Source organism: Desulfosporosinus orientis DSM 765 (assembly GCF_000235605.1).
In the GTDB taxonomy this organism is placed as follows: Bacteria; Bacillota; Desulfitobacteriia; order Desulfitobacteriales; family Desulfitobacteriaceae; genus Desulfosporosinus; species Desulfosporosinus orientis.
The window spans coordinates 5,109,901-5,129,891 of record NC_016584.1 but is presented as its reverse complement, the minus strand read 5'-3'; the positions used below and the strand labels follow the sequence as shown (position 1 = coordinate 5,129,891).

The window sequence follows — 19,991 nt, the reverse complement described above, 5'->3', positions numbered from 1 at the left end:
ATGGATTTTTTACAAGAGTTATTGACTGCCACAGTACGTATGACAACACCCCTTTTGTTCGTAGCCTTGGGGGAACTGTATTCTGAACGAGTGGGTCTTGTTAATATCGGGCTAGACGGCATAATGACCTTTGGAGCTTCGGTTGGTTTTATGGTCGGTTTCTTTACGGGTAACCCATACCTGGGTCTGTTAGCCGGCGCACTGGCCGGAGTGTCCATTAATATGATCTTCGCATTTTGCACAATCACTCTTTCTGCTGAGCAAATCATTTATGGTATGGCGCTGAATATTCTGGCTCCTGCCCTTTCAACCTTCTTATATCGCATGGCCTTTGGCATTCAGGCCTCCTTGATTCAGGGACCAAGCTTACAAAATATCCCTATTCCTCTTTTGAGTGATATTCCGATTATCGGCAAAGCACTGTTTGATCAAACCTTTGTCGTTTATATTCTTTACATTATCGTTATCGCAACAATGATTTTCTTCAATAAAACAAAACTGGGCTTAAATTATAAAGCAGTAGGTGAGTATCCAAAAGCCGCAGAATCATTAGGCATCAATGTATTTCTGCTTAAATATATTGGCTGTATTCTTTGCGGAGCACTTGCAGGGTTGGGCGGTGCCTTTCTAACCACCGGCTATATTAACACATATTCTGAAGGGATTGTTTCGGGGCGCGGCTTCATTGCCTTGTCTGCGGTTATATTTGGGCGCTGGATGCCCAGCGGTGTGGTAATTGCCACGTTATTGTTTGGTTTTTCAGATGCCTTGCAGCTGCGCTTGCAAATACTGTCACCGTCCACACCTTATCAGTTAGTTTCCATGCTGCCTTATGTTTTTACCTTGGTTGCCCTGGCGGTTTTCGGTATTAAAAAGGCAGGGCCAAAAGCGAATGGCAAACCCTATCTTCGTGAGCAGCATTAATGGGTTTTTGCAGTTTTATAGATATTTGTGGGAAGCACAGTACTAATCCGATATCCGGATTAGATGCTGTGCTTTTAGTTTTTGCATAACTTAAGGCACGGACTTATAACAGCTGGCTGTAAATGGGTTGCTATAAATTTTCAGCTAAAATTCAGCTAAAATTCAGGTAAAGTCCTAAGTAATGTATTATCATCAACTATAACGACAGGGGAGATAAGCGAACTTGTTTAGCAGCGAACATAATTGAAGGTTTAACAATGATGAATGAAAGGAGAGAAAGAGTTTGCAATGAAAATAAGGTTCTATAAACTTCATATTGTTTTGTTAGCCGTATTAATTACATTAAGTGCATCCTCTTTAGGTGTACCTAATGATATTTATCTAAGGGGTTTTTCTCATAAATCAATGCCTTTTCCAGAAATTTCACAGCAGACTACTTCATCAACTGCTGCTGAGGCAAGCGTAAGCCTTCCTGAGAACACTCAAGTGTCTTCAAATTGGGCCGGATATATTGTTACCCCTTCGTTCTCCGGCGACCCCTATAACAGTGTATCCGGCACCTGGACTGTCCCTAACATCACGGCCAGTCAGGAGGATGCCTTAGCTGCCCAGTGGATTGGTTTGGGCGGAGTATTGTCATCCGATCTTTTGCAAATGGGAACAATAGAGCAAATTCAAAATGGAGAGCCTGTTGCTGATGTTTTCTGGGAACAGCTGCCCTCCGCAGCACAAACTATAATGACCGTCCCCATTGGGGCAACCATAACAGCCAGTATCTCTAAAGCAACAGATTCAACTTGGAATTTAAGCTTCACTGTAAACGGCGAAACACCAACTCAAACCATTCCTTCTGTGACCCTGGATGAGTCCTATGCACAGGGAATTGGGACATCCGCTGAATGGATCAGTGAAGACCCCTCAAATGCAAACGGCCAATTGTATCCTCTTGCCGATATGGGGACTGTGCAATATCAGGATGCAATGGCCAATGATAATCCCATTAATGATTCAACCAATACGGTTCAGCCCGTTGCTCTAGTATCAAGAAACGGATCGGTTCTCATTACCCCTTCTGAACTCGGAGCGGATGGCCAGTCTTTTTCTACAAGCGTAATAGCTGCCAATACGCAAATAAATACTAACTCCAACACAAACACAAACACCAACACCAATCCAACCCCATACCCTGGCATCAATACCAGACTCCCACAGGGACCAAGACCTTTTGGAAACGAGAGATCCTCATTGAATTGGCGGGGGATATCTAGTTACAACAGGTAATAAATACAAAGTTTTTATGGAGGCCCCCTGCAGGTATTAATCTGAGGGGGCTTTCAGTTTCAAGACAAAGGGTCAGGCTTTGGATAATCTTTAAAGAGTGAATTTAATGTGATATTATGAATATAAAAAATCCTATTATTTTAATAATTTGATTGTGAAGAAAGTTTCTAAGGGATACTATCTTAAAATTAGGAGGAAACGTTCAAATGCTTGAATGGAAACAAGAATACGAAATTGGAGTGGAATTAATCGATAAACAACATCAACATTTACTGGAAATTGGAAACAGTATCTATGACTTGCTGGAGAATTATTTATTAGCCGACAAATACGATAAAATTGTAGAAATTATTAATGAACTGCGGGAATATACCAAGTATCACTTTAAAACCGAAGAAGGTTATATGTTAAAAATAAAATACCCTAAATATTTTGATCAAAAGAATGAACATGATGATTTCATTGCTAAGATTGATGAAATTAATTTAAATGATGTTGATGAAAACCAGGACAAATATATACGTGATTTGCTGATGTTTGTATTCAATTGGACTATTGAACACATCTTGAAAAAAGATAAATTAATTATGTCATCAAACTAGCGGTTTGTTTAAAATCTCTCTCGTAAAAAGTTCGAGAGAGATTTCATTTCTCTGCGAATAATCATGAAGAATACAGGAGAACCGGCTGCACCAATATGACCCCGATTAGCAACATATCATTGACTAAGCAATATGCTAAAATGATATGGAAATAGAAAAAGAAATAATAGGACTGGGGGTAGTGGGGTTGAGTGAAACTGTAAATATTCGACAGAGGTCAGAAAGAGAAGAAGAGCGCCTCTCGCCTTATGCAGCCAAAAGCAAGGATGCTAGACGCGAGCGTCAAGAAGAAGAGTGTCCCATTCGGACAAAATTTCAAAGGGACCGGGACAGGATTTTGCACAGCAAACCCTTTCGGCGTCTTAAACATAAAACTCAAGTATACATTGCCCCTGCCGGAGATCACTACCGAACTCGTATGACACACAGCTTAGAAGTATCCCAGATATGCCGAACAATAGGTCGGGGATTACAATTAAATGAAGACCTTATTGAAGCCATTGCTTTAGGACATGATGTGGGGCATACTCCTTTTGGTCATGTGGGAGAAGAAGCGCTGAGGCGAATCATTGGCCATTTTGAGCATAATGAGCAGTCTGTCCGTATTATGAAGGTCTTAGCCAATGATGGTCAGGGTTTGAATCTTACGGAGGCTGTTCTTGACGGGATCTTGTATCATACAGGAGAGGGCACTCCTAAAAATCTGGAGGGACAAATTGTCAAGACGGGAGACCGAATTGCTTATTTGTGCCATGATTACGACGATGCCTTAAGAGCAGGGCTTCTGACTCAAAGTGACTTGCCCGGCAGAGCTAAACAGATGCTGGGTGTGAGACCCAGTGATATGATTACCACCATGGTTGTGGATATGATTGAGGCCTCAAAAGACCGGGATCATATAAAACAATCCCCAGAAATCAGCAGCGCGATGCAGGAATTTCGGCAATTTATGTTTGCCAGGGTCTATAATAGCCTTAATTTGCGTGAAGAGCGGCGTAAAGGGCAATATATTGTTCAAGCTCTTTTTAAATACTATAGTGAGGACATTTCCAAGCTGCCTCAAAACTACTTAGTTTGGGCCGGCGGGAACACGACCAAAGCTGTGGTTGACTATATATCAGGTTTAACTGATAATTATGCCATTGACTTATTTCAGAGATTATTTGTACCTCGAAAATAGGATTTGAAACTAAACAAAGTGGTTGAGAAATCTCTCAACCACTTTTGTAATATATTATAATCATAAAGTATAAGTTTTGATGAACAGAAGTAAACTAAGGTTATAAGATTTAAAACATTTCGTGCAGCTAAGTACAAATTGTTTGTACTTAGTTTTAGGGTTCAATAATTAAGCTCTCATTTCGTTTGAGAGGGTCTAGGGTATCTAAGTGACCAAGAATACCATCATGTTTGGCTCCCTCTAAGAGAAACTGGACACTGTTAATATTAGGTAAGGATGTGAGGGTGTTTACGATGCTATACATGGTCATTTGTTCACCTGCAGAACCTCCGCCAAAATTTTTCTGAAATTCTTTTGAGAGGTTGATGGTTGCAAGTCCATCCCCATTAACTGTTGCATCCAGGAGAGTTGTTCCCGAAGGAAGTGGTTTTTCCAAACCTGCGGGGGGATTAGCTAACTCTTGGAAGATTGCCTTAATAACTTCTTCATCCTTCACTTCGACGGTTCGCTCTGTCGGAACTAAGCCTGTTGCGTCTGAATTAGGAAAATACAAAGTTAATTTTACAGGCTTTGCAGCAGATTCAGAAGGATTGTTCTCTGAGGAGGGTGGCGTAGGGTTATTAGCGTCTGCGGTATTCTCTTGAGGCTTGTCAGCTTGAGTTTTGAATGAATTACACCCTATTAATAGTGTACCTGCCAGAATTAAGCAAAGGATTGTAAAAACCATAGTGCTAAATGATCGTTTATACATATGTTTCCACCTTCCATATAGATTCTCTTGTTAACACTGGTTTAGATTAAGCTTAGTTTGTTGTGACAGTCATTAATTATCGTGAAGGTCAAAGTTTATTCTTAATACTATCATGCTTTTTAAATGAGTGAAAGGGTTGATCTATTGATTCAAACTTAAATTAGTAACCAAAAGCAATAGAATTAGACTAAAATAATTGTCGAAGCAAGCAGGTATTATCTCCTAATAAGACGAATTAATATTACTGAAAAGATTATTTTACCCTTTCTTAAAACAGATTCACTGAATCAGAACTAAAAAAGAGGATTTTATGAAGTTTCGGCGAAAGAAATGTATAAAGTAAGGGTTGACAAAATAAATAAAATGTGGCTGAGATTGAAAGGCGTAAGGGACGTGGATAATAGGCTTCATCAAGAATTTATGCCGGAAGAAGTTATTGAGGAAGTGCGATCTCGCGCGGATATAGTTGAGATTATATCTGAATATGTTAGCTTGCAGCGCAAGGGGAAAAACTTTTTAGGTCTTTGTCCTTTTCACGCAGAGAAGACGCCGAGCTTTACTGTAACCCCAGAAAAACAAATGTTTTACTGCTTTGGCTGCAACGTTGGCGGGAATGTTTTTTCTTTTTTAATGAAAAAGGAAAATTGGTCGTTCCTTGAGTGTATTCAGAATCTGGCCGCTCGTTATGGCGTATCCCTTCCTGAGAAAGAACTGTCTCCGCGTGAAAGGGAAGAAAATCGACGTCGATTACGTTTTGAAGAAATTCATGAATTGGCTGCAGAGTACTTCCATAACCTTTTACTTAAGTCTCCGGAAGGAGAACTTGGCCGGCTTTATTTTGCTCAACGTGGTGTTGACTCAGATACCATTAGAAGTTTTCGGTTAGGTTATGCACCGGACCGCTGGGATGGGCTGTTGACTTATATGAAAGCCCGAGGAGTTCAACCCCTTGAACTAGCAGAGAATGGGCTGGCCTTAGAAAGAGGGACACCGGGTAAAGGCGGAGGGTATTATGACCGTTTCCGTAACCGCGTCCTCTTTAGCATTCTTGACCGGCGAAACCATGTCATTGGCTTTGGCGGCCGAGTATTGGATGATTCTCTTCCTAAATACCTTAATTCCCCAGAAACTTTTTTCTTTAATAAAGGTCATCACCTCTATGGGATGCATAGTGGGCATCAAGGAATTCGTGAAAGAGGGTATGCCTTATTAGTGGAAGGTTATATGGATGTCATTGCTCTTCAGAAAGCAGGTTATTCCAATGCAGTGGCTTCTTTGGGGACAGCGCTGACAAGGGATCAGGCAAAACTTTTGAGACGATATACACAACGTGTGGTTCTTCTCTATGATTCTGATGAGGCGGGAATTCAAGCAGCTTTAAGAGGAGGAGAAATCCTTCGCTACGCTGGCATCCGCGTGGATGTGGCTACTTTAGCGGGAGCAAAAGATCCTGACGAATTTTTGAAGAGTTATGGTGTGGAGGCCTTTGAAAAGGTTTTAAAGCAGGTTATTGGCTATGTAGAGTTCAAATTTCGGATGAGTGTTCAAAAAGCTCCCCCCCAGACAATTCAGGAAAAAGCAGAATTAGTTGTAAAGCTTGCTCCGGACATTTTGAAAGTTAGCAGTCCCATTGAAAGAGAAGGCTATGAACGCTTCTTGAGTTTAGAGCTAGGGCTTACTCTGGAAGCGGTACAACGTGAAATCGCCGGACTGGAACAGAAAAAACCTAAAAAAGAGCCATTAAAAGAATATTCTCAGCAAAATCAGGTTAGTTCTGAAAAAAATAGAGATAATATAGATAGTGTCATTATTTGTAAAAATGATGATGCATTTCCTTCACCAGCAGTTTATTCAGGGGAGTATCGGACTGAGCGTATGCTTTTACGACTGCTTATCGAAGATATTTCTCATTTGCCTAAAATAAAGGCTAAGCTGGGAGAATTCTTTTGGAAGGTACCGGCACATCAACAAATCTTTGATTATCTCAATCAGGAGGGCAAATTACCGGCCCACAGCGAAGAACAGGCCCAAAGCTGGCTGGCTGGTTTACTCCTGGAGGAGTTAGATATATCCCAAACCGAACGGCTTTTAGATGATTGTATCAAAGGAATTCTTTCTTCACAAGCAGAAGAGAGAGTTGAAGATCTTCAAGCCCGCATGGTAGCTTTAGAAAAATCCGGTGACATGGCAGGGGCTATGGCTCTGTTGAAAGAGATAGGAGAGCGGTTGAAACGTGGCAAATAGTAAGGTTATAGGCACCAAAAAGAATGATCCAAGGGAAGGTGGGGGACAGATGAATGAAAAGCAGATGATAGACAACGTCCAAGCCCTCATTCAAAAAGGAAAAAAGAAAGGCTCTCTAACTTATAAAGAGATTATGGATTCTCTTCAAGGAATTGAACTTTCTGCGGATCAAATTGATGATATCTATCAACAACTTGGACGTATGGGAATAGATGTGGTGCCAGAGCCTGGAGAAGTTGAACTGGAAATCCTGAGTGGTGTTAAAGTTGACGATGACGATGATATAGTGGAAGACCCGGATGATGATGTAGAAGAAGAAACAGAAGTTGATCTTTCCGTACCTGAGGGTGTAGGAATTGATGATCCTGTTCGGATGTATCTTAAAGAAATCGGCCGAGTTCCGCTCCTTTCTGCCGATGAAGAAATAGAATTGGCGAAGAGAATGGAAGAAGGGGACGAGGAGGCTAAACGCAGATTAGCTGAGGCAAACTTACGTCTAGTGGTTAGTATCGCAAAACGTTATGTGGGCAGGGGTATGCTTTTTCTGGATTTGATTCAAGAGGGTAATCTCGGTTTGATTAAAGCCGTAGAAAAATTTGATTATGTAAAAGGGTTTAAGTTCAGCACCTATGCCACTTGGTGGATACGGCAGGCTATTACACGGGCTATTGCTGATCAGGCCAGAACCATCCGAATTCCAGTGCATATGGTGGAAACCATTAATAAGTTAATCCGGGTTTCGAGACAACTCTTACAGGAATTAGGACGGGAGCCCGCTCCTGAGGAAATCGCCAAAGTAATGGATATTCCTGTAGAACGGGTGAGAGAAATCATGAAGATTGCCCAAGAACCTGTTTCTCTGGAAACCCCCATCGGGGAAGAAGAAGACTCCCACTTGGGTGATTTTATCCCTGATGATGATGCTCCTGCTCCTGCAGAAGCAGCTTCCTTCATTCTTCTCAAGGAACAATTGGAAGAGGTTTTAGAGACTTTAACACCGCGGGAGGAAAAAGTACTCAGATTGCGGTTTGGACTTGATGATGGACGGACGAGAACGTTAGAGGAAGTCGGTCAGGAATTCGGTGTTACCAGGGAGCGTATACGTCAGATTGAAGCAAAAGCTTTACGGAAATTACGTCACCCAAGCAGAAGTAAAAAGCTTAAGGATTACTTGGAATAAGTAATCCTTAAGTAACCTTATATTATGTTTCTAAAAATCATAAAAAATTTCTCTTAAAGACTTGACTATAGCTGCTGAATTACGTATAATAACCCGTGCAGAGCATTCCTCGATAGCTCAATGGTGGAGCAACCGGCTGTTAACCGGTAGGTTGTAGGTTCGAGTCCTACTCGGGGAGCCATTTTATTTGGGCCTATAGCTCAGCGGTAGAGCCCCCCGCTCATAACGGGTTGGTCCTAGGTTCGAATCCTAGTGGGCCCACCATTTCGAAGCTCGAACGGTGGAAGACAACGTAATTCGAATAAAAAGTTATTGTTTGGTGGCGAGAGGAGCTTAAGGCATAGGGTTCGGTTATTCCGAACTGCGAATATCGAATATTACACGTCGAATTCGGGCGATTAGCTCAGCGGTAGAGCGCATCCTTCACACGGATGAGGCCACTGGTTCGAGACCAGTATCGCCCACCATACATGACATTCGAGAAAACAAACCCATTGACTTAGGTCATTGGGTTCTTTTGTTAATTTGATATAGTTTAATGCAAATGATCGGGGGAATAACCATGATACCTTTGTCATCAAAAATTGAATTTGTAAAATATCTTAGAGAAAAAATATTTCATAAGAATTTAAAATGTATCGAAGTTCTTGCTGTGGTGGAATGTACCCTGAATTTTGGAGTTGTAACCTACATTGATGTAGCAGATGATAAAGTTTCAGTATGGAACGCTGATGGTGAAGTGTTTTGGATAAGACTGGATGATATTATCGAAATAAATTATCATCCCAGAGAAGAAGATGTCTGCTTGGCTATTGAAGCAAAGAATGAAGTTAAGGTTCAATTTTATGTAGAATGAGGTGAAATTATGACTTTATCCGTTGCATTAGGTCCGCGGCTTCAAACAGTGGCATCATATGTCCCCAAGGGTTCAAGACTTGGAGATATTGGTACGGACCATGCCTATTTGCCTATATTCCTCATGGAGTCGCAGCAAATAACCCAAGCAGTGGCAGTTGACGTCCATGCAGGCCCTTATCAATCCGCTTTGTCGGCCGTTAAAGGAAGGGGCTTGGAAGGGGACATCGATGTGAGGCTGGGGGATGGGCTAATGCCCCTTAAAGCCGGTGAAGCGAATGTCTTAACCCTAGCTGGTATGGGTGGAAGAACGATGCTTGATATTTTCGCTGCTCGTCCTGACATGTTAAAGGATGTGTCTGATTTAATTGTTCAGCCTCAGGGGGCGGAAGGTACTCTTCGCTTAGAATTGCTGGAGGCAGGCTGGCGGCTGAAGGCGGAACAGTTAGTTGAGGAAGAAGAGCGGATTTATGTTGTCATGGCCTTTGCCAAGGAAACAGGGCAAAGCATGGCCGAATTGCTGGAGAGGGAAGCAGTTTGGGGTGAGCGTTTACACCCTCTTTTTGAGAAGGAGGCCAGCTCCTCGGATGCAGATTTTCCGGGTCTTGTACATAAGTTAGTTTGGGATTTCGGGCCACTTATTTTGGAGGAAGGTCAACCTTTATTATTGAAACTATTTGATGAGTACAACGGCAGGTTGATGCGGCAAAAAACACAAATGGAAAAATCAAAGAGTCCGGAGGTTATTGCTAAGATTAGAGAAGTCTCTGTTAAGATGGCTCTAGTGGAGGGATTGAGGAAATGGCTGTTTCAGTTGGATTAGTTGCTCAGGTAATTGAAAACATTGCCCCTAAATATTGGGCAGAAGAATGGGATAATGTCGGATTGCTGGTTGGGAGTGGTTCGAAACCTGTTAAGCGCATTCTCCTTTGTTTGGATTGCACGTTAGAGGTTGTGGAAGAAGCGAAAGCATTTGATGCACAACTCATTTTGGCTCATCATCCGATTATTTTTAAACCACTAAAAAACCTGCGGGCAGATAATGGGGCGGCTCAAGTACCCTTGCGGATTTTGCAATACGATATTGCCTGCTACGCTGCCCACACTAACTTAGATCAATCGAATATTTCTTCAAGCAAGGTGCTTGGAAAACTGCTGGGTTTGGAAAAGATCGAGCTTTTAGAGCGGATTTACGATAATCGGGATGACCAATTGGAACGGGGATATGGAGTCTATGGATATCTTAAGGAATCTCATAAATTTGGTGTGGTGTGGAAGGATTTCTTAGACAAGCTGAAAAAATCCCGAGTCTATGCTCAAGACTATGAATTATCAGGAGTTCGTTTGGCAGGGTCCTTAGACAAGGAGATAAGAAAAATTGCCATTGTTAATGGCAGTGGAGGACGATTTGTGCCTAAGGCTTTGTTTAAAGGTGCCGATCTCCTTATCACAGGGGATGTTGATCACCATGCTCTTTTGGATGCACTTGACGGAAGCCTGGCCATTGCTGATTTAGGGCACTTTTTAAGCGAGGCACCGATGCTTCAGTCACTATATGAGCATCTAACTGCAGAGAAAGCCCTTCAGGGCGTCGAAATTCGAGTCAGCAGTGTTAATCGTTCCCCTTGGCTATAAGCAGATCCCCTATGAAGTATTTTTGCAACATAGGGGATCTTAATTACGAGGGTATGGAATATACAATATTCTTTGTGAAAGAAATAATTACCACTTGACATCAATTGTGAAATATATTACTATACTGTTGTAAGGAATAGTCTGATAATAGAGTTTATTCAAAAGAATACTCAAGTTCTATTTAGAAGATTTACAAATCCTTGTATAAATAGTATTTGAAAGGAGCGATGTGAAATGATGAATCGAACAGAAATATTACGTCTTCAACGTGAAAGAGTTTTAGCCAACATCCTTGAGGACAATGCTAATCGAGCAAAGTGGCTGACAGAGTTGATGGACATTGATGATGAAATGGAAGAAATGGAAGAGCAAAAATCCAAAGTCAATTAGCCAAAACTCTCCATTTGACCAAATCCTATTTTTTTAGTAAGATATTTAAGCGAAGCCAAACAGATGATCGCGGAGGCAGGGATCGAAAGGTCGCCTCTGAGGAAAGTCCGAGCTCCATAGGGCAAGGTGCTGGGTAATACCCAGTGGGGGGGGACCCCAAGGAAAGTGCAACAGAGAGATACCGCCAATACAGAGGCCGGTCTTCAGAGGCCAGAGGTCAGAAAAAATCTGGCGTCCGGCTTCCGATGACTGACCTCTGGATTGGTAAGGGTGGAAAGGTGAGGTAAGAGCTCACCGGCAGTCAGGTGACTGGCTGGCCATGTAAACCCCACCTGGAGCAAGACCGAATAGGGGAACGATAAACGGCCCGTTTTGTTCCCGGGTTAGGTCGCTAGAGGCCGTCGGTAACGGCGGTTCGAGATAGATGATCATCACCTCCGCAAGGAGGGACAGAACTCGGCTTATGGTTGACTTCGCGAACAGCGTGGGAGCCTGTTAGTGCATGAATTGTGCATTAGCAGGCTCCCATCAGTTATTAAAAATATTAATGATTGAACGTTCATTCATCTGGTCATTGATATAGACAACTAGAAGCTATTGATAGTGTTTGACAATTTCTTGAAGTTTTAAGGCTAAGCCTAATTTGCCTTCAACCTTTAAGCCGCCGGTCATAAAAGCCATGGTGGTATTTAACTTGTCATTTAACAATTTGGAAAAGTTTTTTTCGTTGAGAATTAGTGTGACTTCTGCATCCGGGGAAGTTCCCTCTGCGACCTGAACCTGCCCGGCATTAATGATAATTTGCAGCGGACCGCTTTCTTCAAGATTAATTTGAAAGATCCGGTCTTTTTCCGAAGCAATATGTTCAGGATTCGTATTCATTTTTTCCACAAGCTCTTGCAGCTCTGCTCGAACTGACATTATTATCTTCCTCCTTTCGATTTATTCATGTAATGAAAGTTTTCACATTCAGAGAAAATATATCACAATATTGTCTATATTTCAAAAAATATTTTGCAGAGTAGACTAATATTTTAATAATAACTTTCTAGATATATAATCACAAAAAGGTTATAGAATTTAATAATATTACCGTGATATAATGAAGCGGATTAGGTCAGGAGTCATTGAAAAGTTTCGAATCAATAAGGAGGAGATTGTTTTAATGGAGAACAGGGAGTTATGGGAACGCTTAAATATGGATCTGGTTAAACATGATGAATTTTTAGCGCCTGTGCCTCAGATTTTTACACAACTCTTTTTAGAGCGCAAGGATCGTCCCGCAGGCATGGGCTATTTTGATGCAGTGGTTGGAGATGTTCATGGTATTCGGGTTCATGAGCTTTTTGCCATGAAAGAAGCCGGAGCCAAGGTGTTTTCAACATTTTGTGTATATGTTCCGGAAGAAATCGTGGTCGCAACGGGAAGTGCCAGTATTGGACTATGCGCCGGAGCACAATTCACTGTGCCTTCCGGAGAAAAAGTACTGCCCCGCAATATGTGTCCTCTTATTAAGTCAACTATGGGTTTCAAATTAGACCGGATCTGTCCCTATTTCCAAGTTTCAGATTGGGTGATAGGAGAAACCACCTGTGACGGCAAGAAAAAGGCTTGGGAAATCTTAAATGAACATATTCCTACCTATGTTATGGAGCTTCCTCAAAAGAAAAATGCGAAGGACTCAAAGCTTTGGGAAGAAGAGGTCAGGGAATTTGCGGCCTTTATTGAAAGGGAAACGAAGGTGACCCTGACTGCAGAAAATTTGTCAGAGGGTATAGAAAAGATCAATAATAAACGGAAAGCATTGCAAAGGTTGGCTGATTTAAGAAAGCATAACCCTGCGCCGATTCACGGTTTAGATGTTTTGTTAATTAATCAGCTTTCTTTCTTCGATGATCCTGTTCGCTTTGCCGCCCAAGTCAATGCGCTGTGTGACGAGCTGGATGAACGGGTCAAAGAAGGACGTGGAGTGGCTCCTGCCGATGCACCGCGCATCCTTGTAACAGGTACCCCTCAGCCTCTGCCGGCTTGGAAACTTCACGCTTTAGTAGAACAAGCCGGGGCAGTTGTGGTTGGTGAGGAAACTTGCACAGGAGAACGTTATTATAAAGATATGACGGAGCCTGCCGGCAGTCTTCAGGAAATGCTTGCAAATATTTCTAAACGTCCTTTAAAAGTAAATTGTGCCTGTTTCACGCCCAACCAGGGACGGTTGGAGGATATTGTGCACATGGCTAAAAACCTCAAAGCAGATGCCGTGATTGACTTTAACCTTCAGTTCTGCCAGCCCTATGGAGTAGAAGGGTATTTTGTAGCTAAAGAACTGGAAAAACAAAACATACCGTTCCTGCGGCTGGAAAGCGATTTCTCAGAGGAAGACCAAGGTCAGCTCTTAACCAGAATAGAGGCTCTTGTCGAGATGATTCGGGGATGAAACGGGCAGGGTTAGATCTGGGCTCGGTTAATACAAAATTAGTGGTATTAGATCAAGATAAACAAGTATTCAAGCGGGTAGTGCCGTCTCGTTTTGATTCGGTACAAGCTGGAAAAGCTTTATTGAAGGATTATGAAGAACAGCATGGAGAAAAACCAGCAAAACTCGTGGTCACCGGGTATGGGAGAGTGAACTTTCCTGAGGGCCGGGTCATTACGGAAATTACATGTCAAGGAAGAGGCTGTCATGAATATTTTCCGGAGCACTCCTATATTCTTGATCTAGGGGGACAAGACGCTAAGGTCATTAAGAAGAATGCTGACGGCAAGATTCTTCAGTTTATTATGAATGATAAGTGTGCTGCCGGAACCGGTCGTTTTTTAGATGTTATTCTCAAAGGGTTAGATTTGACCCCGCAAGAGCTGGATTTAGCAGCGGAGGCCAAACCCATGCCTATTAACTCTATGTGTACGGTGTTTGCCGAGTCGGAAGTTATTACCATGCTCGCTAAGGGAGTTCCTAAACCTGAAGTAGTTGCCGGCCTTTTCAAAAGTACTGCCAAACGCTTGGGGAATTTTGTTGAATCCGTCGGCCATCCGGAGAGCCTGATATTTACCGGCGGCGGTGCCCACTATTTGCTGTTGGTGCGATTTCTGGAGCGGGAGCTGAAGAGTGAGGTTGTCATTCCGCCGGAACCTGAATTAACCGCTGCATTGGGTGCGGCTCTGCTGGCATAAATCGAATACATCGATAACTCAACAGCATACAACTGTAATAGCTGCTCCCCGAAGAATAGATCGAGCTATATGATCTGCTCTTCGGGGAGCATTTCTTTGCCTAAAGTGTATAATTCCCCCTTTGAGTGAGAAAACTTTATTGAAGTCTTATGTTCAAGGGGTTTTGATTTAATGGCATTTATTACGGATGTTCGTCCCTTCGCAGTTGCCTTATTTTCAATTTTGTTAGGTGCGACAGGGCAATTCTTGTTTCGCTATGGTATGCTTGGGTATGGAAAAGTTTCTGCTGCCGGAATCTGGCGGCAGTTAGGTTCGATAATATTAACGCCGGCAATTTTTTTTGGCTTTGCTTGCTTCGGAGTTAGTTCTATCCTTTGGTTGACGGTGATTTCACGTTGGCAGCTTAGTTATGCCTATCCGCTGGTTTCCTTGGGGTATGTCATCGCCATACTCTATGGTTCTTTGTTTCTTCATGAGGAGCTTACCTGGCCAAAAGTATTCGGCTGTTTGCTGATTCTGGCTGGGATGAGTGTCTTAGGACTATGGGGGCAGTCCTCGTGATCTTGGTTCAGAGAGAAGGCAATTAGTAAATTATATCTTGGAGAGAGAGAGTAAATTGGATATTCTGAATAGAATATGTTAAGCTAGTGTTAACTTAATATTAATGAACCAGTTACTCCTATCTTGATACAACTTCAAAGCGTTTCCCATGGACACCCATGATTTCTTTAAGTCATTAATTAGGCAAGAAAAAGGGGCGTGTGTTGGATGCATTTTCAAGATTTCGGACGAGGTGCGCGGATTGAATTATCCAAAATGGCGAAAGTACTTGGCATGAAGTTTATTGGCTATAATCCGAGTGCCCAACAAGTATCGTTGGAGTTTAAAGGTAAAGGAGTTACTTATCCTCTCGAAGAATTTGTGCGTCAATATGAACAAGAATGTCTTAGCTAATTAAATGAAGCACTTAATAGGGCTCTAACTCATTTTAAGAGTTAGAGCCCTTTAATGATTGAGTGTTTATTGCTTTTGATAGAAAAACGAGGATACCGGCTTTAGGCCAAGGTGACCTAAGCCAAAGAGGTGTTCTGTGCTGCCCGTAAAAAGGATTCCGCCAGGGCGTAAGGAGTCTGTGAATTTTTTATAGAGCATTTCCTTGGCCTCTTCCGTGAAATAAATAACAACATTACGGCAGGCAATAAAATCAAGGCCGGTTTGGAAATGATCCGTTAGAAGGTTTTGGTGTTGAAATGTTACATTTCGTTGAACGGAATCCTTAATTTGATGTCCTTTGTCAGTTGGGGTAAAATATTTCTGAAGGAATTCAGGAGGAGTACTGGCAAAATCATTTTGCTTATAGAAGCCCTCCTTGGCTTGTTTCAATACATTGACATCGATATCTGTTGCCAGTATGCTAAATTTGGCTGTGGGAAAATATTCCATAAGCGTCATGGCCAATGAGTAGGGTTCTTGACCACTGGAACATCCTGCACTCCAAAGCTTTAGTGGAGATTTACTCTGCAGAAGAAGAGGAATAATTGATTCTCGCAGTGTTTTCCATTGATTTGCATCTCGAAAGAATTGTGAAACATTGATGGTTAGGTGTTTGAAAAAGGCATCATATAAGACGGAGTCTACATTGAGAGCGTTTAGAAATTCCGGAAAAGTAGCATGTCCATGAGAATTCATAAAGCTTAGGATTCTCCGCTGCATTTGGTTTTGCTTATAAAATTTAAGATCTAAACCGCTTTTGGGGTGGAACCCTTTAATAAAGTCTTCGTACGTATTGGCAATAGTTATTTTGGACAAGGGGTTGTACCTCTTTTCATATGAATTATTTATTCAAAAAGAAGAAATCTGGGGGTTATAGCGAATAGATGCAGTAAAAAACTTTTTAGGCAAAGAGGTCAACAATTAAACCTCGAATTTCATCAATTTTAGTTAAAATATCAAGGGGCTTGGACTGTTCGGTCAGAAGCTGTTTCCCAAGATCATCCAGAGCTTGATCAATCTTTCCGATTCTTGCCATAACCTTAGGACGGCCTTGATAATCCCAGGATGTGTCTTCCTGCATTTTGCGGCTTTGTCCAAAGGTGGAGCGAAGGAAAGATTTTACCATATTGCGGAAATCCTTAAGATCACCGATGGACATAGAATAAGCCAGTTTTTTGCCTTGCATTCCCAATCGTTCAAGAAAAGTATGGAGTTCCGCGCTCTGAATTTTTTGAGTCTGTGAAAAGACACTGCCGAAGTCACTATTATGTTCTATGGCGTTTTGAGTGTCGAGATTGGCATTTAAAGGTTGATGTGGGGAGTTTATTCGAATAGACATAGCAATTCTCCTTTTAAGAAAGGAATAGATATGAAAACGCGCAGAGCTTTTATAAAATCATTATTAGGTTTTGGAGCAATCATCTTACCATGGAGTCTTCTCCCCAATCGTTTTGCTGAAACTTTAAAAGTAATGCTGGGGCGTCCTCCTGTCACGTTGGTGCTGCCTCCCGAGGCTAAATCTAAAAATGATGATTTAAATTATGAAATTTTAAATCGTACTGCTTTAGATGATATTTACGCTTTAACAGCACCTGAGATGCAAGGACGGAAGGCCGGTTCGGTAGGAGAGAGCAAAGCGGCAGAGTATCTGTCAAGCCAATTAAGCATGTTAGGGTTACGACCAATGGGAGATTTAAGTACAGGTTTCATTCAAGCTTTTACTATTCCTCCGGTGATAGAAACGAGAGTGAACGGTCGATTGACCTTTCGGCCCGGGGATAACAAAAATTTGCGATTTCCTAGTGTTAACCTAATTGGAGAGTTGATGGGTGAAAAGACAGAGGAGATAATTCTATTATCAGCTCATTATGACCATCTGGGAATTTTTGAAGGAGAAGTATACCCTGGGGCTAATGATAATGCCTCGGGAGTAGGGTGTGTGCTGGACGTTATACGACGAATTACTCGTGAAAGTGAGACTCCGAAACGAACTATAGTTGTCGCTTTTTGGAGTGCTGAAGAAATGGGATTTGTAGGATCTCAGGCGTTTTTGCATTCTCCTACTGTTCCCCTCAAGCAGATTGTTGCGGTTCTGAATGCTGACACTGTTGGCAATGGAATGATAGGAAATTTTGCGCTCTGGGGGGAGGGAGAGAATATTGCCGTAACAACTCTAAAACAAGCCGCGGCAGAAAGTGGTGCTAGTGCCCAATTGACCCCTCGAGGGGGTCATAACAGTGATTCTGTCAGTTTTGGTTTAGCAGGAATTCCGGCTGCGACTCTTCTAGCCCAGGAATGGTTGTATAAGAATCATACTCCAGAAGATACTTTAGCCCTTATAAAATCAGAACAAGTTTATTTAGCAACGGAAATTTTGTATAAAGCAGTACGCCGGCTTGCCTTTTAGGGAAGGTTAAACTAGTTGCCGTTGGAATTTTGGGTATTAGGTTCTGTAACATCATATTTGGAGCGTAAAATAATCAAGTCAATTCTACGGTTCTTTCCTCTGCCCTCTTCTGTGTCATTAGAGGCAATAGGTCGATATTCCCCATAACCAGCCGCCGAAAGCCGATTCGGTGCTATTCCAGCGGATTGCAAAATTTCCACGACGTTAGTGGAACGAATCACAGAAAGCTCCCAATTGCTAGGAAATTTCGCAGTTCTAATCGGTAAATTGTCCGTATGCCCTTCAACTCTAATTTGGTTAGTCGATGAGGCGAGGACAGTGGAGATTCTTTCAAGAATTTGACGAGCTCGGTCATTGATGTCTGCTGAACCGCTTTGGAATAGTAAAGTTTCCTGTATACTTATGACCAGACCACGTTCTTCTATTGAAGACATCAGTTTTGATTGGATTCCATTGTCAGCAGCAAACTTATCCAACTTAGCTTTTATTGCTTCAATGCTCATATTTTCAGCATCGCTGTTTCCTTGGCCGGTCTTGAGGTTTTCCCAGTTCGTTGTATCTGGGTCTGTATGGGTTGTTTTGTTGGGATCAGTATCTTTCCCGGGAACCGTCGTAGTAGAGGATGGTGTTCCCGTTTCAAAGAGCGAGGGTCCGGATGGACTTGTAGCCAGCTCGATTTTTGCCGGAGTTCCTCCGCTAAGTGCTTTGTTAAGGGATGCGGCAACGGCTTTGAATTTCTCCGCGTCTACCTTACTCATAGAATAAAGGACGACAAAGAAAATCATTAACAAGGTTATGAGGTCGGAGTATGTGAGAAGCCAACGCTCACTATTCTCTTTTTCAGCCTCGTGCTCTCTTTTTCTGCTCATCGGCTTTCACTGAAAGCAGCATTGCTTGGGGATGCTGTACCTTCCTGACCTTTCTCTCCTTTGAGGAGCATTGAACCAATATGGGTCTTCAATTTTTCTTTCAGAATTGAAGGGTTTTCACCTGCTTGGATGGAAATGATTCCATCCAAAACCATTTCCATAGCGGCTACTTCCGCTTTGTCCTTCATTTTGAGCTTTGAGGCAATAGGAAGCCAAAGAAGGTTTGCCGATGCGACACCATACAGGGTAGCAATAAAAGCAGCGGCAATAGAATGGGATAGAGACTCGGGATCCGTAAGATTCCCCAAAACCATGACTAAGCCCATAACCGTCCCGATGATTCCCATAGTCGGACTGTATCCGCCGGCAGCTTCAAATACTGAAATTCCAACTTTATGGCGTTTTTCAAGGACTGCGATATTCGATTCCAGAATCTCCTTAGTGATTTCAGGGTCTGTTCCGTCAATAACTAGTTGTAGTCCTTGGTGTGTAAAGCGATCTGTTACAGTTTCAAGTTCTTGTTCAAGACTGAGTAAGCCTTCACGGCGAGCTTTTTCTGCAAATCTTACAAGTGTTTCATAAGCTTCGGCAGTCCCAAAAGATTGAGAGGTAAAGGCAAGCTTAATCCATTTAGGCAGGTTTTTTAAGTCGGAGAGAGGAAAACTAACTAACACTGCTCCGGCAGTCCCTCCAAAAACGATCATTGCTGCAGATAATCCTCCAAGGGAACCGACACTTCCTCCTTCTAACATGTAGCCGGCGATTAGGAAACCAAAGCCTGTTAAAATTCCTATAATAGTAGATAAATCCATGTTTTTTTGCCTCATCCCTTCTGCCATTAGGTGTAGTAGCTTCGAAGGGAATATGACGTACCTCCTTTGCTTATGTTATGTTTCTTTAAACCAATAGAAATTAAGTAAAAATAGAATTAAATTTATAATCTTACTTTTATAATATCGACAAAAATTAATCCGAACTTTAGTCCCATTATTAGGGTAGTTTAGAAAGGGTTGTCGGTAGGGTCTTCCTGAATAAATTCTTTTTAAGATTGACACTTTATTTATATGGTTAATTATAATACAGGAATAACGAGGTATCAGCTAAAATTCCTAAATTTCGTTAAAAATTATCATAAACAAATAAAAGTTTTCCTTTAGTTTTATTGGGTTTTCTCCGATATAAAAAATAAGATTGTTATTGGAGTGAATGATATGAAAATAGATGGGACCTCAATGGGCTTGGTAGGAAATATTCAAGCAATCAATCGCTTAAAACAAGTTGAGAAGAAAACGATTGTTTCCGGGGCAGATAAGATAGCTGTTTCAGATAAGGCCCAAGTGTATCAGACCTTACTTCAGAAAACCAAAGAAATTCCCTCTGTGCGTGCCGAACGAATCCAGGCTCTTTCTGATCAGATTGAGGGAGGAGAATTCAAAATAGACGCAGGGAAGATAGCCGACAAGTTACTTGAGGTATGTCAGAAGGAATAAATGAATAATTATGTTAACA

At 41.9% G+C, this 19,991-nt stretch carries 22 protein-coding genes, 3 tRNA genes and 1 other RNA gene; 20 read left to right on the top strand and 6 right to left on the bottom strand.

The window, feature by feature from the left end:
- The 4 genes from DESOR_RS23770 to DESOR_RS23755 all read left to right on the top strand — a co-directional run bounded on the left by DESOR_RS23770 (window position 1) and on the right by DESOR_RS23755 (window position 3,987).
- Window positions 1-924, top strand: coding sequence for an ABC transporter permease (locus tag DESOR_RS23770; RefSeq protein ID WP_014187145.1), 924 nt, complete (start codon window positions 1-3; stop codon window positions 922-924).
- A 288-nt stretch (window positions 925-1,212) separates the two neighbouring features.
- Window positions 1,213-2,205 carry a G1 family glutamic endopeptidase gene (locus DESOR_RS23765; RefSeq protein WP_242832400.1) on the top strand — a complete coding sequence of 331 codons (993 nt, stop codon included), beginning with the start codon at window positions 1,213-1,215 and terminating at the stop codon, window positions 2,203-2,205.
- Window positions 2,206-2,411: 206 nt separating this feature from the next.
- Complete coding sequence (locus DESOR_RS23760; protein ID WP_014187143.1) at window positions 2,412-2,807, top strand: bacteriohemerythrin; 396 nt, start codon at window positions 2,412-2,414, stop codon at window positions 2,805-2,807.
- Between the two features lie 145 nt (window positions 2,808-2,952).
- The gene (locus DESOR_RS23755) at window positions 2,953-3,987 is read left to right on the top strand and encodes a deoxyguanosinetriphosphate triphosphohydrolase (protein WP_042331592.1); all 1,035 of its coding nucleotides are present in this window, start codon (window positions 2,953-2,955) and stop codon (window positions 3,985-3,987) included.
- 154 nt (window positions 3,988-4,141) lie between these two features.
- Here DESOR_RS23755 and DESOR_RS23750 read toward each other — a convergent pair whose 3' ends face one another.
- The gene (locus DESOR_RS23750; RefSeq protein ID WP_014187141.1) at window positions 4,142-4,738 is read right to left on the bottom strand and encodes a GerMN domain-containing protein; all 597 of its coding nucleotides are present in this window, start codon (window positions 4,736-4,738) and stop codon (window positions 4,142-4,144) included.
- A 363-nt stretch (window positions 4,739-5,101) separates the two neighbouring features.
- On the opposite strand from DESOR_RS23750, the gene dnaG reads away from it, so the two are divergent.
- From dnaG to rnpB, 10 genes are all read left to right on the top strand, one after another.
- On the top strand, window positions 5,102-6,982 hold the full coding sequence (dnaG, locus tag DESOR_RS23745; protein WP_242832399.1) for a DNA primase: 1,881 nt from the start codon (window positions 5,102-5,104) through the stop codon (window positions 6,980-6,982).
- Complete coding sequence (gene rpoD / locus DESOR_RS23740) at window positions 6,972-8,162, top strand: RNA polymerase sigma factor RpoD (RefSeq protein ID WP_014187139.1); 1,191 nt, start codon at window positions 6,972-6,974, stop codon at window positions 8,160-8,162. Before dnaG ends, rpoD begins: the two co-directional genes overlap by 11 nt.
- Before the next feature lie 106 nt (window positions 8,163-8,268).
- Window positions 8,269-8,343, top strand: a tRNA-Asn gene (locus DESOR_RS23735).
- Window positions 8,344-8,351: 8 nt separating this feature from the next.
- Window positions 8,352-8,426 (top strand) — tRNA-Ile (locus DESOR_RS23730).
- A 128-nt stretch (window positions 8,427-8,554) separates the two neighbouring features.
- Window positions 8,555-8,629 (top strand) — tRNA-Val (locus DESOR_RS23725).
- Between the two features lie 71 nt (window positions 8,630-8,700).
- Window positions 8,701-9,018, top strand: a complete 318-nt coding sequence (locus DESOR_RS23720; protein ID WP_242832398.1) for a hypothetical protein — start codon at window positions 8,701-8,703, stop codon at window positions 9,016-9,018.
- A gap of 9 nt (window positions 9,019-9,027) precedes the next feature.
- Complete coding sequence (locus tag DESOR_RS23715; RefSeq protein WP_014187137.1) at window positions 9,028-9,840, top strand: tRNA (adenine(22)-N(1))-methyltransferase; 813 nt, start codon at window positions 9,028-9,030, stop codon at window positions 9,838-9,840.
- Window positions 9,819-10,652: a Nif3-like dinuclear metal center hexameric protein gene (locus DESOR_RS23710; RefSeq protein WP_014187136.1), complete on the top strand. Its 834-nt coding sequence runs from the start codon at window positions 9,819-9,821 to the stop codon at window positions 10,650-10,652. The genes DESOR_RS23715 and DESOR_RS23710 overlap by 22 nt, the downstream gene beginning before the upstream one ends.
- 234 nt (window positions 10,653-10,886) lie before the next feature.
- Complete coding sequence (locus tag DESOR_RS29840; RefSeq protein ID WP_014187135.1) at window positions 10,887-11,042, top strand: hypothetical protein; 156 nt, start codon at window positions 10,887-10,889, stop codon at window positions 11,040-11,042.
- A gap of 51 nt (window positions 11,043-11,093) precedes the next feature.
- Window positions 11,094-11,521: RNase P RNA component class A (gene rnpB / locus DESOR_RS27660), an RNA gene on the top strand.
- Window positions 11,522-11,636: 115 nt separating this feature from the next.
- Here the strand turns inward: rnpB and DESOR_RS23705 are convergent.
- The gene (locus DESOR_RS23705) at window positions 11,637-11,963 is read right to left on the bottom strand and encodes an SCP2 sterol-binding domain-containing protein (protein ID WP_014187134.1); all 327 of its coding nucleotides are present in this window, start codon (window positions 11,961-11,963) and stop codon (window positions 11,637-11,639) included.
- Between the two features lie 244 nt (window positions 11,964-12,207).
- Between DESOR_RS23705 and DESOR_RS23700 the strand changes: the two genes are divergently transcribed.
- From DESOR_RS23700 to DESOR_RS23685, 4 genes are all read left to right on the top strand, one after another.
- Window positions 12,208-13,476, top strand: coding sequence for a double-cubane-cluster-containing anaerobic reductase (locus DESOR_RS23700; protein ID WP_014187133.1), 1,269 nt, complete (start codon window positions 12,208-12,210; stop codon window positions 13,474-13,476).
- Window positions 13,473-14,213: an acyl-CoA dehydratase activase gene (locus DESOR_RS23695; protein WP_014187132.1), complete on the top strand. Its 741-nt coding sequence runs from the start codon at window positions 13,473-13,475 to the stop codon at window positions 14,211-14,213. The genes DESOR_RS23700 and DESOR_RS23695 overlap by 4 nt, the downstream gene beginning before the upstream one ends.
- A gap of 171 nt (window positions 14,214-14,384) precedes the next feature.
- Window positions 14,385-14,774 (top strand): EamA family transporter, encoded by a 390-nt coding sequence (locus DESOR_RS23690; protein WP_014187131.1) that lies wholly within the window; start codon window positions 14,385-14,387, stop codon window positions 14,772-14,774.
- Between the two features lie 207 nt (window positions 14,775-14,981).
- The gene (locus tag DESOR_RS23685; RefSeq protein WP_014187130.1) at window positions 14,982-15,167 is read left to right on the top strand and encodes a Rossmann-fold NAD(P)-binding domain-containing protein; all 186 of its coding nucleotides are present in this window, start codon (window positions 14,982-14,984) and stop codon (window positions 15,165-15,167) included.
- A 66-nt stretch (window positions 15,168-15,233) separates the two neighbouring features.
- On the opposite strand, the gene DESOR_RS23680 is transcribed toward DESOR_RS23685, so the two are convergent.
- Complete coding sequence (locus DESOR_RS23680; RefSeq protein WP_014187129.1) at window positions 15,234-16,022, bottom strand: CheR family methyltransferase; 789 nt, start codon at window positions 16,020-16,022, stop codon at window positions 15,234-15,236.
- A gap of 85 nt (window positions 16,023-16,107) precedes the next feature.
- The gene (locus tag DESOR_RS23675) at window positions 16,108-16,545 is read right to left on the bottom strand and encodes a YaaR family protein (protein ID WP_014187128.1); all 438 of its coding nucleotides are present in this window, start codon (window positions 16,543-16,545) and stop codon (window positions 16,108-16,110) included.
- 30 nt (window positions 16,546-16,575) lie between these two features.
- Between DESOR_RS23675 and DESOR_RS23670 the strand changes: the two genes are divergently transcribed.
- Entirely contained in the window at window positions 16,576-17,613 is a 1,038-nt protein-coding gene (locus tag DESOR_RS23670) for a M28 family metallopeptidase (protein ID WP_014187127.1), read from the top strand.
- 11 nt (window positions 17,614-17,624) lie between these two features.
- Here the strand turns inward: DESOR_RS23670 and DESOR_RS23665 are convergent, their stop codons facing one another.
- Together DESOR_RS23665 and DESOR_RS23660 are read right to left on the bottom strand one after the other, a co-directional pair.
- The gene (locus DESOR_RS23665) at window positions 17,625-18,482 is read right to left on the bottom strand and encodes a flagellar motor protein MotB (protein ID WP_014187126.1); all 858 of its coding nucleotides are present in this window, start codon (window positions 18,480-18,482) and stop codon (window positions 17,625-17,627) included.
- A complete protein-coding gene (locus tag DESOR_RS23660) occupies window positions 18,479-19,294 on the bottom strand; it encodes a flagellar motor protein (protein ID WP_014187125.1) in 816 nt (271 codons plus the stop codon). Before DESOR_RS23660 ends, DESOR_RS23665 begins: the two co-directional genes overlap by 4 nt.
- Window positions 19,295-19,693: 399 nt before the next feature.
- On the opposite strand from DESOR_RS23660, the gene flgM reads away from it, so the two are divergent.
- Complete coding sequence (flgM, locus tag DESOR_RS23655) at window positions 19,694-19,972, top strand: flagellar biosynthesis anti-sigma factor FlgM (RefSeq protein WP_014187124.1); 279 nt, start codon at window positions 19,694-19,696, stop codon at window positions 19,970-19,972.
- Window positions 19,973-19,991: the final 19 nt, after the last annotated feature.